The following is a 13050-nucleotide window of genomic DNA, read 5'->3' as shown; positions in this document are numbered from 1 at the left end:
ATCTGTTTTTTCAAAGATAACCAAAATGGCAACCCAATCTTCTTCTCCCAGTTTGTTCCAAGGCGACCTCGTCCGAACGGCCATCCGGGAGTCATTTGTCAAATTAAACCCGGCGATTCTGATCAAGAACCCGGTTATGTTTACCGTCGAAGTCGGCACGCTGATTATGGTGCTGGTGACGATATACATCGGCGTGTCGGGCGATCAGACACAGGGCTCGCTGGGCTATAACATCACCATCACACTGATTCTGCTGCTGACGCTGCTGTTCGCCAACTTCGCCGAAGCCATTGCCGAAGCACGGGGGAAAGCGCAGGCCGAATCGCTCCGCAAAACCCGGCAGGAAACACCCGCCAAGGTGATTCGCGCTGTAGGGAACATGTACACCAACGAAGTACAGACGATCTCGTCGGCGCAGCTCAAAAAAGGCGACGTTTTCCTGTGCGAACCGGGCGACATTATCCCCTCGGATGGTGAAATCATCGAAGGGCTGGCCACCATTGACGAGTCGGCCATTACGGGCGAATCGGCACCGGTTATCCGCGAAGCCGGTGGCGATAAATCGTCGGTGACGGGTGGTACAAAAGTGCTGTCGGACCGGATTAAAGTGCAGGTGACGACACAGCCGGGGGAGTCGTTTCTCGACAAGATGATCGCGCTGGTCGAGGGCGCGTCGCGGCAGAAGACACCGAATGAAATTGCGCTGACGATTCTGCTGGCGGGTTTCACGCTGATCTTTATTATCGTCTGCGTCGCCCTGAAACCATTCGCCGATTACGCCAACACACCCATCACGATTGCGGCCCTGATCTCTCTGTTCGTCTGTCTGATTCCAACCACGATCGGCGGGCTGTTGTCGGCAATCGGTATCGCCGGTATGGACCGGGCGCTGCGGGCCAACGTCATTGCCAAGTCGGGACGGGCGGTCGAAACGGCGGGCGACATCGACACGCTGCTACTCGACAAAACCGGAACAATCACCATCGGCAACCGGAAAGCGACCAACTTCTATCCGGCACCGGGCGTCAAGCAGGCCGATATGGTACGAATTGCGGCTTTGAGTTCGCTGGCCGACGAAACGCCCGAAGGCAAATCGATTGTCGAACTGGCCGGGGCGGACGTAACGCGGCATCTGAACACGACGGGTTCCAAGCTGATCAAGTTCACCGCCGAGACGCGTTCGTCGGGTATCGATTTAGTGACCGGCGAGCGCATCCGTAAAGGGGCAACCGATTCGATTCGGAACATCGTGGAGCGCGTTGGCAATCACTTTCCGGCGGAGACTGATGCGAAAGCCAAGGAGATTGCGGCTAACGGTGGCACACCACTGGTCGTAACGGAAAACGAGGAAGTGAAAGGGGTGGTCGAATTACAGGATATCATCAAACCGGGTATCGCCGAGCGCTTCGATCGTCTGCGGAAAATGGGTGTCAAGACGGTGATGGTAACGGGTGATAACCCACTGACAGCCAAGTTTATCGCGGAGAAAGCGGGGGTCGATGATTTCATCGCCGAAGCCAAGCCGGAAGATAAAATGCAGTACATCCGCCACGAACAGACCGGCGGTAAACTGGTGGCGATGATGGGCGACGGTACCAACGACGCGCCAGCGCTGGCCCAGGCCGACGTGGGTGTGGCCATGAACTCGGGTACGCAGGCGGCCAAGGAAGCCGGCAACATGGTCGACCTCGACAACGACCCGACCAAGCTGATCGAAGTCGTCGAAATCGGGAAACAGTTGCTCATCACGCGCGGTACGCTGACAACCTTCAGTATCGCCAACGACGTAGCCAAGTATTTCGCCATCGTACCGGCCCTGTTTATCACGTCGATCCCGGCGCTCCAGGCGATCAACATCATGCGGCTGCACAGTGCTGAGTCGGCCATCCTGTCGGCGGTTATTTTCAACGCGATCATCATCCCGATGCTGATTCCGCTGGCGCTGCGCGGTGTCGAATACAAGCCCATCGGCGCATCGGCGCTGCTGCGGCAGAACCTGCTGCTCTACGGTGTCGGCGGGGTCATCGCGCCCTTCATCGGTATCAAACTGATTGATCTGGTCATCGGGTTGTTTGTATAAAAACGTAGAAAAAAGAAGCTAGAGAAAAGAAGAAAGAGCGTCGCTGAGAGAGTGGACAAAGTGCACCCCTCTAACGTCTTTCTTCTTTCATCCCAATAGTCATGAAAACGAATCTCATTCCTGCCATACGCCTGACCGTGGTCATGCTCATTCTTACGTCCGTTATCTATCCGCTCGTGGTAGCGGGAATTGCCAAACTGGCACCCGGTGGCGGCAAAGGCGTTACGGTCGAAGCAAAAGGCCGGGTTGTCGGCTACGCGCTGATCGGACAGAAGTTTACCGACGATCGCTATTTCAACTCACGGCCGTCGGCGGTCGAGTACAACGCGGCTGGTTCGGCCGGCTCGAACAAGGGTCCGTCGAACCCTGATTACCTGAAAATGGTGCAGGCTCGTATCGACACCTTTCTGGTACACAACCCGACGGTGAAGAAAGCGGATATTCCGGCCGAACTGGTCACGGCGTCTGGCTCCGGTCTTGATCCCGACCTGTCGCCCGCAGCGGCTAAAATCCAGATCGCCCGCATCGCCAAAGTACGTAGTCTGCCCACAGAACGGCTGACTCAACTGGTCGACGCCAACACGAATGGGCCGCTGCTGGGTCTGTTTGGTCCGTCGACGGTGAATGTGCTGAAACTGAACGTTGCCCTCGATCAGCTCCGCTAACGTAACTACTGGTCCCGTCCGGTGAACCACCGGATCGAACCGGGGTAAATCGACCATGACAAGTGAGTTAATTGGCTTTGCGCTGCTGTTCGGTACAGCCGTTGGCCTGGCCGTGCTGACGGGGCGCTACCTGAGCCGGGTATTTCGGAACGAACCGAGCGTACTCGACGGGCTGGCTCCGGTTGAACGACTGCTGTTCCGCCTGATCGGAGTCGACCCTACCCAGCCGATGCCCTGGGCACAATACCTGGGGGCGGTGGCGGTAACGAGCGTGGTCTGGGTGGTGTTGGCTGTGACACTGCTCATGACACAGACGCAGATTCCGGTCTGGAATCAGGGTGGTATTTCGCCGATGGACTGGACGCTGGCGCTGAACACAGCGATCAGCTTTCTGACCAGTACCAACCTCCAGCACTATTCGGGCGAATCCGGCGCGACGTACTTTTCGCAACTGTTCGTACTGACGTTCCTGCAATTCATGTCGGCTGCGACGAGTCTGACGGTAGGGGTGGCGCTGGTGCGATCGCTGCGGGCGGAGTCGGGTGCGAGTCCCGGTAATTTCTACGGCGACCTGGTGCGTTCCCTCACGCGGGTGCTGTTGCCCCTGTCGCTGCTGGTTGCCATTGGGTTGGTGTTTGCCGGTGTGCCCATGACCTTCGCGCCGTACGACACCATTCAGACGTTGCAAGGTGACCTGGTTTCCGTTGCGCGTGGGCCGGTGGCGGCTATGCTGCCGATCAAGCACCTGGGCTCCAATGGGGGCGGTTTCTTCGGAACAAACACAGCACATCCGTTCGAAAATCCGGGTATGGCAACCTACTGCCTGCACCTGATTACCGTGTTTCTGCTGCCGATGGCATTTGTCTGCTTCGTTGGGTACTACCTGAACCGGCGGAAACTGGGCGTCATTATCTTCACGCTGATGACCGGCTGCTGGCTTCTGCTTACGATTCCGATCATGCAGCAGGAATGGGCGGGTAATCCGGCGATCAGCGCATTGGGGATCGATCAGTCAGCGGGAAGTCTGGAGGGGAAAGAGATGCGCTTCGGTACGCTGGCGTCGGCATTCTGGTGTGGGGTCAACGTCGTGATTCCGGCGGGGGCACTTACCTCGATGCACGACAGCTATACGTCTCTTTCGGGCGTATTCATGCTGCTGGGGATGCAGATCGACGCCTTTTACGGCGGGGTCGGAACAGGGTTTATGTACCTGTTTCTGTATATCATCATCGCCATCTTTATCGGTAGCCTGATGATTGGCCGAACCCCCGAGTTGCTGGGGAAGAAAGTCGGGCAGACCGAAATTCAACTGGCCGTCGGTGTTATCGTCGCGCAGCCGCTGATCTACTTGGGGCTGACAGCCGTCGCCGTGCTGATCGTTAGTCGGGCACCGGACGGCGGGGTAGCGCTGGGGTGGCTTGGCAACCGGACCGCCGGACCGAATGGTTACCACGGATTTACGACGATGCTGTACGAATACGTATCGTCGGTGGCGGGTAACGGATCAGGCTTTGAAAGCTTGGGCGACAATACGCCGTTCTGGAACCTGACGACGGCACTGGCGATGCTACTGGGTCGGTTTATCCCGATCGTCGGTACGCTGCTGATTGGCGCGCAACTGTACCAAAAGCCGTTTATCCCGAGTTCGTCCGGTACGCTACCCACGGAATCGTATACCTTCGGCGCATTGCTGTTTATTGTCATTGTTATTATCGGCGCGTTGTGTTTCTTTCCGGCACTGGCCATCGGGCCGATTGCCGAGTTTCTGACGCAGCCGCGATAAGTAACATGAGTGAATTTACCCTACCCCCCGGCTCCCTAAAGGGGGAGAAAATCGCTGATTGCCTTCTCCCCCTTCAGGGGGCGGGGGGTAAAATCAACAACTAGTTACCTGACTGAGTCAACTGATTTACTGAGTCAACTGATTTGAGCTTACTAGATTTCTGAGTACAACAAAATCAACGAGTCCGTCCCGTACGGACCACCAACCATGAAACGTATTGCCCAATTTTTCTCCCTTGCTGCCGTACCGCTACTAACCGCATCGGCTATCGCCCAGACCACTGATACGACCGGTACATCCGCTGCTACACAAGCGCGGTCCGACGTATCGGCTACGACGGCCGCGCCAACTTCCGGTCTGACGATGTCGGGTTATGTGGAAGCGTACTACACCCGTGACCTTACGGCCCCCAAAACCGATCAGGAACGGCCCGGTTTTCTGTATAACCATAAGCGGAATCGGGAAGTCAACATCAACCTGGCGTTTCTGAAAGCCGCCTATACTGCGGAGCGGTTGCGGGCGAATCTGGCGGTGCAGGTGGGTACCTACGCGCAGTATAACTATGCCGCTGAGCAGGGGCTGCTGAAAAACGTGTTTGAAGCGAACGTGGGAATAAAGCTGGCTCAGAACCGCGACCTGTGGCTTGACGCGGGTATCTTCTCATCGCACATCGGCTTTGAAAGCGCCATCTCGAAAGATTGCTGGACGCTGACCCGCAGTATACTGGCTGAAAATTCGCCATACTACCTGTCGGGTGCGAAACTGACGTACAACAGCCCAAACGGGAAATGGACGCTGCTGGGATCGGTACTCAACGGCTGGCAGCGTATCGCTAAGCTGCCGGGATACAGTGGCATGGCCGTGAGTACGCAGGTGCAGTACCGCCCGTCGTCGATGCTGACGCTGAACTGGAGTAGCTTCCTGGGCAGCGATCGGCCGGATTCGCTGAAGCAGGGCCGCTTCTTCAACAACCTGTACGCCATTATCAACCCGGCGGGTAAGTTTGGCGTAATCCTAGGCTTCGACATCGGTGCCGATCGTAAACCTGTAATCAATGCGATGACCGATCAGCGGGTAGGTAGTGGCTCGTATGTGTGGTATTCACCCGTCATTATTGCCCGCTACAGAACGTCCGACAAGAGCTACCTCAACGGGCGCGTCGAGTACTATGATGATAAAAACGGGGTGATTATCGCGACCGGTACAGCCAATGGATTTCAGACGCTGGGTTACTCGCTGGGCTATGATTACGCAATCCTGCCGAACGCCCTGTTTCGCTTCGAAGGTAAAGTGTATGATAGCAAAGACGCTATTTTTTCAACTAGTACGGGGCAGAGCAACACCAACGTCTCATTTACAACCAGCCTGGCCATTAGTTTTTGATATAGCCCAGACCGGTCCAGGCTACATCAAAAACCGATTCTTATAAATCACCATGCTTCCTGACCAACGCGATCAATCGGCTGACAACTTTCTCCGGCTCATTCAGCAGTCGAGACGGGGGAAGTTCAAAGTGTATATCGGCATGAGTGCGGGTGTGGGCAAGACCTACCGGATGTTGCAGGAGGCCCACGCGCTGCTGCGGACCGGCATCGACGTGCAGATCGGATTTGTCGAGACGCATAACCGGGCCGAAACGCACGCCCTCATCGATGGACTACCGATCATCCCGCGCCGGACCTTGTTTTATAAAGGCCGCGAACTGGAAGAAGTCGACGTGCAGGCCGTACTGAACCGACACCCTGAGATCGTTATCGTCGATGAACTGGCGCATACGAACATTCCCGGCTCGAAAAATGAGAAACGCTGGCAGGACGTATTCGAGATTCTCGATGCGGGCATCAACGTAATCAGCGCGGTTAACATTCAGCATATCGAAAGTCTGTACGACGAAGTTCATTCGATTACCGGCGTCGACGTGACCGAGCGAATACCCGACCGCGTGCTGCAAACCGCCGACGAGGTGGTGAACATCGACCTGACGGCCGACGAGCTTATCAACCGGCTCAAGGAAGGCAAGATTTACGACCCCGGTAAGGTGCAGACGGCGCTGGCCAATTTCTTCCAGTCGGAGAAGATTTTGCAGCTGCGTGAGCTGGCCCTGCGTGAAGTGGCGTCGGCGGTCGAGCGGAAGATTGATACGATATTGCCGCCGGGTACGCAGCCCAAAAACGAGCGGTTTCTGGCCGCGATCAGCAGCAATCACCTGACGGCCCGACGCGTTATCCGCAAAACAGCCCGGCTGGCGGCCTACTACAATTCGCGCTGGTTTGTGTTGTACGTACAGACGCCCGAGGAGAGTGCTGACCGGATCAAACTCGACGTACAACGGCACCTGATCAATAACCTCAAACTGGCGACGGAACTGGGGGCCGAAGTGATTCAGGTTAAAAGTGATCACATCGTCAACAGCATCATGGACGAACTCAAACAGCGCAACGTAACGACACTTTGCATCGGCAAGCCGCACTTTAGCCTGATCCAGATTATCTTACGCACAAGCGCGTTCAATCAGCTACTCAACAAACTCGCCGACTCCGACACGGATTTGATTATTCTATCTTAATTAGTGAGTGCTTGAATGATAGAATGATTGAATAGGCTGACGCGAACAATTCAATCATTCTATCATTCAAGCACTCAACTCCTTCCCATGTCTCTCAAAGCTAAAATATCGACGGCGCTGGTATTCGTGTTTGCCATTCTGCTGGCACTGGGCGGGTTGAGCATGTATTATCTCAACGAACTGGCCGACGATTCACAGGCTATTCTGAAAGACAATTACATCTCGCTCGAATACGTCAGCACGATGCAGAAATCGCTGGCCGATTTGCGGAGTCCCGACGCCCTGGCCGATTTCGAAACGAACCTGAAAAAGCAGGAAGCCAACGAAACGGAAGTAGGGGAGAAGGCTATGACCGACGCCGTTCGGCGGGAGTTCAACCGGATGAAAGGTAGCAATGACTCTATGTCGGTGCAGCGCATTCGCCGGTATCTGTTTCAACTCGACGACATAAACCGGCAGGCGATGGTTCGTAAGAACGAAACCGCCAAGCGGACGGCCAAGGAAGCACTGGGTTGGGTGGCTGTTGTCGGGACGCTCTGCTTCCTGATTCTGTTTTCGTTCATCGTTAACTTCCCCGGTTACATCGCTAACCCGTTGCGTGAGCTGACGCGGGGTATCCGGCAGATTAGCAGCCGCAATTTCGAAGAGCGGATCATGGTGAAATCGAGCGACGAATTCGGCGAACTGGCTCGCTCGTTCAACTCGATGGCGCAGAAGCTGGACGAATACGAACACTCGAATCTGGCACGGGTACTGTTCGAGAAAAAACGCATCGACACGCTGATCGAGGTGATGAGCGACGGCATTATCGGGCTGGACGAAAACCGGCGAATCCTGTTTATCAATCCCGTGGCCGAACGGCTGTTGGGTGTCGAACGGCAGCGGCTGATCGGTCGGTATGCACCCGATATAGCTACGTCGAATGATTTGCTGCGCACGCTGATCCAGGGGCTGATGGGTATGGACGAAACCGATGCTTCAGCCGAGTCGATAAACACCCTGAAACCGCCGGTGGGCGATAACCTGCTGAAAATCTACGATCCGCACCCCGACGAGTCGGGTAAAGGGCGGGAGAGTTACTTTACCCGGCAGATTAGTCCGGTCGAGGTATCGCGAACGGGTGAGTCGCAGCCGACGCTGGCCGGCTACGTGATCGTGCTGAAAAATATTACGTCCTACAAAGAGCTTGATCTGGCCAAGACCAACTTCATCGCGACGGTTTCGCACGAACTGAAAACGCCCCTGTCCAGCATCAAAATGAGTCTGAAGCTGCTGGAAGATAAGCGCGTGGGCGATCTGAACGGTGAGCAGAAAAGCCTGGTCGACAACGTGCGCGACGATACCGATCGGTTGATGAAACTGACGGGCGAACTGCTCAACATGGCGCAGGTCGAATCGGGGCAGATCCAGCTGCAACTGGGTAGCGTGTCGCCCACCGACATTGTTTCTTACGCCACGCAGGCGCTTCAGGTACAGGCTGCGAACAAGCAGTTGCAGATCCGTACGGATGTGCCCACCGGCGTACCTGCGGTGCGGGCCGATGTCGATAAAGCATCGTGGGTACTGGTCAATTTTCTGTCGAACGCCGTCCGGCACAGTCCGCCCGACAGCCGCATCGAACTGTCCGTGTACCCCATCGGTGGTACTGTCGAATTTCGGGTGCGCGACCACGGTGCCGGTATCCGTCCCGAACACCGCGACCGGGTTTTCGACCGGTATTTCCGGGCACCCGGTACCAATGGTCAGTCGAGCGGGACAGGGCTGGGGCTGGCAATATCCAGCGAATTTATCACCGCCATGGGAGGTCGCATCGGTCTGGACAACAGTGTGACGGATGGCGCTGCCTTTTATTTTCGCCTGCCCATCGCAACCGAACCCCAACGGGTACCGGATAAGTCGATGATTGCGTAGCTTGCCGGTCAGACGCCTACGTACCCTGTTATGACCAATCTGCCCACCGCTGAACAACCCCAACTCCAATCGGCCGACCACTGGCAACTGACCACCGAACGCCTGACCATCCGGCAACTGACGCCGGCTGACGCGCCCTTTATGCTGGCGCTGCTAAACAGTCCGCTCTGGCTTCGTTTCATTGGCGATCGCAACGTACATACGCTGGAAGAAGCCGCGCGGTACATCGAAAACGGAGCGATGCGGAGCTATGAGCAATACGGCTTCGGTTCGTATCGGGTTAGTCTGCGCGACACGGGCGAGGTTATTGGTACCTGCGGACTATTCCGACGCGATACCTTGCCCGACATCGATCTGGGCTTTGCGTTTCTGCCGGGTTACGAAGGGAAAGGTTATGGCTACGAGTCGGCTTCGGCCGTGCTGGCGTACGCTACCAACGAGTTGAAACTCGCGCGCTTGACGGCCTTCTGCAACCCGGAAAACCGCGCATCGACTGCGTTGATTGAAAAGCTGGGCTTTCAGTTCGAAAAACGAATCCAGTACGGCGAAAAAGAAAGCCTGCTCTACGGCAAACAGGTAGCTCCTGTCTCCGGCAGCATCCCTGCTGTCGAAGGATAAAGCAGCGCGATAGTACCTATGGTCAGGCAGCGAGGATGCTGCCGGCGACGAAATACATAATCAGGGTCGCGTCGGGAGCAGGTACGTTTCGCCCTCCCAGAATGTATCGTCGGTTTTGGTGTACGATTGCATCGGGAGTCGCATGGACGCTTCGGCAAAGCGCGAGAAGGGTTTGATTTGGTTGTCATTACGTCGGGTAACGACAAAATCGATTCGGGCCTTCAACCGATTTCCCGATGGCTCATAGGCCAACGTATTTTCGACGCTCCCACTCTGAAACGACCATTGCTGACCGAACAGCGCATAGGTTGCGACGTAGGTACGCTGTAGCAACCTCGTTTTGTAAAGCTGCACGTAACCCCGCGCCTGATTGAGTAAATTCAGTCCCGCAGGTGTAAGTGTATATTCAGCCCGGATTATTGCCAGACTACGTTTGGTCAGAAACAACGAACCCGTGAAATAACCGTCGAGCTGCGCATCATCGCGGGGGCGAAAGCCAATGATATACACCGGCTGATCGCCGATTATAGTCTCGCCCGTCCGGTTGAACACGTAGTTTTTGTTGACTGCCCGATTGCGGAACAGAAACTCCTGATATTTCACGACATCGAGCATGTTGCTGACCCACGGCCCCGGCGTCAGTATCGGCGTGGTAAACTGGTTAAGCGGCTTTCGGCGCCCTTTCAGAAACCGGATGCGATCGCTTTGATCGGGGAAGTGATACGACGGTTTGTAGACCTCGATCAAGCCTTCTGCTTCCATCGCCTGTACATCACTGGTTTCATCGCGGACGCTTTCCCGGTAAAAGCCACGCAGCAGGGTGGGTTGCTGTGAATAGTTTCGGCTGATAGCGGCTACGGCTTTCAGCAGTGTGTCACGCGTAGCAAAGGCAGGAGCTGCGTCGAAATAAATATCGGCTGTTGTCACCGTATTCGGTACCTCATTCAGCCTGACTGTAAACTCTGTCGAGGGCAATGCCGATACTGGTAATTGAACCGACCGGTAATGCAGGGCTACCATTGTCAGCGTATCACGTACATGCGACTCAGGCAGGTCAAGCATAAAATAGCCTTCGGCGTTTGTCGCACTACTCAATCGGCCGTCGGCTACCGTCAGGTTTGCGAAGGGTAACGGCTGATTCGTACTGGCACTTAGCAATCGCCCTCGGATAACGCGATTTTCCTGTCCCCTGATTAGCAGGGGCAGTATGAGCAGCAGTAATCCTAACCGGAGAGCCATGACTAAACGATGTGTGGTGGTCTTTCGTGAATTACTGGTTCTACGGGTGATTATGTATTGAGTGGCTAGTTAAAAGATAGTTAATAAGAGCGTTTCTGTCATCCCGACGCAGGAGGGATGACAGAAATACCTTTGACTAATCCGTCGTTTGGTAGGATTGCTGGCTCAATAGCCGTACCAGTCGCCCCACCACTTTTGGAGGCTGCGTCGGATTTCGGCTTCGCGGGCGTTCTGGCCGGGCTCGTACAGCTTGTGGCCTTTCAGATCGTCGGGCAGGAAGTTTTGCAGCGCGAAATTGCCTTCGTGGGCATGGGCGTACTGGTACTCTTTGCCGTAACCGATCTGCTTCATCAGCTTGGTCGGCGCATTGCGCAGGTGGATCGGTACGGGCAGATGAGCCGTGCGTTCGGCCAGGGCAATGGCTTCATCGATAGCCAGATAGCTGGCGTTGCTTTTGGGCGACGTCGCCAGATAAACCGCCACCTGCGACAGAATGATCCGGCCTTCGGGCATACCAATCGCTTTGATCGCCTGCACCGCTTCCGACGCCATAATCATCGCCGTAGGGTTGGCGTTACCGATGTCTTCCGACGCCATAATCAGCATACGGCGGGCGATAAATACCGGATCTTCACCGGCCACGATCATCCGCGCCATCCAGTAGAGGGCCGCGTTGGGGTCGGACCCCCGCAGCGACTTGATGAAAGCCGAAATGATGTCGTAATGCTGCTCGCCGGATTTGTCGTAGCGGGCGATGTTCTGCTGCGCGACGCTCGTAACGCCCTCGTCCGTAATCACCAATGGATCGGCCGATACGTGAGCCGATGCGACCAGGTCCAGCAGATTGAGCAGCTTCCGGCCATCGCCCCCCGACAGGCGGAGCAGCGCATCGTACGACTCGACCTGAATATGTTTCGACTGTAAAAAAGCATCCTGCGCAATCGCCCGGTCGACCAGCTGTACCAGCTCATCGCGGCTGAGTGCTTCCAGAATGTATACCAGTGAGCGCGACAATAAGGCTGAATTCACTTCAAACGACGGGTTTTCCGTCGTCGCGCCGATCAGGGTAATCTGCCCTTTCTCGACAGCACCCAGCAGCGCGTCCTGCTGACTTTTGTTGAAGCGGTGAATTTCGTCGATGAACACGACCGGTGGGAACATTCCTGATGGACGACCCAATACGTCACGAATTTCCTTTACTCCCGAATTGATGGCGCTGAGGGCGATGAACGGTCGTTTGACGGCTTCGGCCAACAGCAGCGCCAGCGTGGTTTTGCCCACCCCCGGCGGTCCCCACAGGATCATGGACGGAAGCCGCCCGGCATCGACGGCCCGGCGCAGCGCACCACCGGGACCGATTAGTTTACGTTGGCCAATAACCTCATCGATTGTGCGGGGGCGAACCCGTTCGGGCAGGGGTGTTGAGTCGGTATTCATCAAGCGAAAATACGGCCAGATAATGGGGCCTGCAAAAGACAAAGCCCGATACCGTCGGGGGCGACAGCATCGGGCCTGCGTTGAAAAGGGTAGGCGTAGTCAGTATAATCAGAGCGACACGGTTTCAGGAGTGATGTGGCGTTTGAGGTTACTCATCGCCCCAAAAATAAGGTTGTACACCGACTGAATGTTAATGTGCATGAGAGCCGAGATTTCTTCGTTACTCATGTTCTGGAAGTACCGCAGATGAACCGCTTCGCGTTGCCGCCGGGGTAGCTTGTCCAGCGCCTGATGCAGGCAGTTGTTCATAAACGAATCTTCCTCGTGGCTGATGAGTAGATTCTCATGCGACGGATCGGCACCGGGCAGCGTGTCGCCCACCCGACGGCCATTCGTAACTTCATCCTGACTGACCAGTTTCTGCTCGGCGGTCAGATGACGAACCAGCTTGCGCTTGATCGACGCCATCAGGTAGAACCGTACCGACGTGGTCGGACCAATGGTCGTCCGGTGTTTCCAGAGCTCAACAAACAGGTCGTGGATGCAATCTTTAATCAAAGCGCGGTCGGTGGCGAAGTGGGCGCAGTAGTGATAGAGCGCCTGAACGTAATTTTCGTATAACCGGGCAAACGCGTTTTCGTCGCCATCGCGAAACATGTTCCAAAGGGTTTCGTCGCTGGGTCCTGACTGATTACGAGAGCGAGCCATGGGGCGTTTAAGGAAGGAAAAGGAGTTAGAAATAGCTAGGCGT

The 13050-nt window shown here is 55.8% G+C and carries 10 protein-coding genes; 7 read left to right on the top strand and 3 right to left on the bottom strand.

Annotation, left to right across the window (positions count from 1 at the left end; all coding sequences use genetic code 11):
* Window positions 1–25 precede the first annotated feature (25 nt).
* The 7 genes from kdpB to CLV58_RS12015 all read left to right on the top strand — a co-directional run bounded on the left by kdpB (window position 26) and on the right by CLV58_RS12015 (window position 9623).
* Entirely contained in the window at window positions 26–2080 is a 2055-nt protein-coding gene (gene kdpB / locus CLV58_RS12045) for a potassium-transporting ATPase subunit KdpB (RefSeq protein WP_106138064.1), read from the top strand.
* Window positions 2081–2181: 101 nt separating this feature from the next.
* Window positions 2182–2745: a K(+)-transporting ATPase subunit C gene (locus tag CLV58_RS12040; RefSeq protein ID WP_106138063.1), complete on the top strand. Its 564-nt coding sequence runs from the start codon at window positions 2182–2184 to the stop codon at window positions 2743–2745.
* 55 nt (window positions 2746–2800) lie between these two features.
* Window positions 2801–4528 (top strand): potassium-transporting ATPase subunit KdpA, encoded by a 1728-nt coding sequence (gene kdpA / locus CLV58_RS12035; RefSeq protein ID WP_106138062.1) that lies wholly within the window; start codon window positions 2801–2803, stop codon window positions 4526–4528.
* 207 nt (window positions 4529–4735) lie between these two features.
* Window positions 4736–5911, top strand: coding sequence for a porin (locus tag CLV58_RS12030; protein WP_106138061.1), 1176 nt, complete (start codon window positions 4736–4738; stop codon window positions 5909–5911).
* A gap of 52 nt (window positions 5912–5963) precedes the next feature.
* A complete protein-coding gene (locus CLV58_RS12025) occupies window positions 5964–7094 on the top strand; it encodes a sensor protein KdpD (RefSeq protein ID WP_106138060.1) in 1131 nt (376 codons plus the stop codon).
* A gap of 87 nt (window positions 7095–7181) precedes the next feature.
* A complete protein-coding gene (locus CLV58_RS12020) occupies window positions 7182–9005 on the top strand; it encodes a HAMP domain-containing sensor histidine kinase (protein ID WP_106138059.1) in 1824 nt (607 codons plus the stop codon).
* 30 nt (window positions 9006–9035) lie between these two features.
* On the top strand, window positions 9036–9623 hold the full coding sequence (locus CLV58_RS12015; RefSeq protein WP_106138058.1) for a GNAT family N-acetyltransferase: 588 nt from the start codon (window positions 9036–9038) through the stop codon (window positions 9621–9623).
* Window positions 9624–9683: 60 nt separating this feature from the next.
* Here CLV58_RS12015 and CLV58_RS12010 read toward each other — a convergent pair whose 3' ends face one another.
* From CLV58_RS12010 to CLV58_RS12000, 3 genes are all read right to left on the bottom strand, one after another.
* Entirely contained in the window at window positions 9684–10862 is a 1179-nt protein-coding gene (locus CLV58_RS12010) for a carboxypeptidase-like regulatory domain-containing protein (protein ID WP_146141419.1), read from the bottom strand.
* A 165-nt stretch (window positions 10863–11027) separates the two neighbouring features.
* Complete coding sequence (locus CLV58_RS12005) at window positions 11028–12299, bottom strand: replication-associated recombination protein A (RefSeq protein WP_106138056.1); 1272 nt, start codon at window positions 12297–12299, stop codon at window positions 11028–11030.
* 108 nt (window positions 12300–12407) lie between these two features.
* Window positions 12408–13007 (bottom strand): RNA polymerase sigma factor, encoded by a 600-nt coding sequence (locus CLV58_RS12000; RefSeq protein ID WP_106138055.1) that lies wholly within the window; start codon window positions 13005–13007, stop codon window positions 12408–12410.
* Window positions 13008–13050: the final 43 nt, after the last annotated feature.

This window comes from Spirosoma oryzae (genome assembly GCF_003002825.1).
In the GTDB taxonomy this organism is placed as follows: Bacteria; Bacteroidota; Bacteroidia; order Cytophagales; family Spirosomataceae; genus Spirosoma; species Spirosoma oryzae.
Note: the sequence above shows the minus strand (reverse complement) of the source record. Positions and strands in the feature narration are given on the sequence as shown.

Bases quoted from the DNA above. Each gene is read 5' to 3' on its own strand.
- kdpB (WP_106138064.1), top strand. From the start codon at position 26: ATGGCAACCCAATCTTCTTCTCCCAGTTTGTTCCAAGGCGACCTCGTC.
- CLV58_RS12040 (WP_106138063.1), top strand. From the start codon at position 2,182: ATGAAAACGAATCTCATTCCTGCCATACGCCTGACCGTGGTCATGCTC.
- kdpA (WP_106138062.1), top strand. From the start codon at position 2,801: ATGACAAGTGAGTTAATTGGCTTTGCGCTGCTGTTCGGTACAGCCGTT.
- CLV58_RS12030 (WP_106138061.1), top strand. From the start codon at position 4,736: ATGAAACGTATTGCCCAATTTTTCTCCCTTGCTGCCGTACCGCTACTA.
- CLV58_RS12025 (WP_106138060.1), top strand. From the start codon at position 5,964: ATGCTTCCTGACCAACGCGATCAATCGGCTGACAACTTTCTCCGGCTC.
- CLV58_RS12020 (WP_106138059.1), top strand. From the start codon at position 7,182: ATGTCTCTCAAAGCTAAAATATCGACGGCGCTGGTATTCGTGTTTGCC.
- CLV58_RS12015 (WP_106138058.1), top strand. From the start codon at position 9,036: ATGACCAATCTGCCCACCGCTGAACAACCCCAACTCCAATCGGCCGAC.
- CLV58_RS12010 (WP_146141419.1), bottom strand. From the start codon at position 10,862: ATGGCTCTCCGGTTAGGATTACTGCTGCTCATACTGCCCCTGCTAATC.
- CLV58_RS12005 (WP_106138056.1), bottom strand. From the start codon at position 12,299: ATGAATACCGACTCAACACCCCTGCCCGAACGGGTTCGCCCCCGCACA.
- CLV58_RS12000 (WP_106138055.1), bottom strand. From the start codon at position 13,007: ATGGCTCGCTCTCGTAATCAGTCAGGACCCAGCGACGAAACCCTTTGG.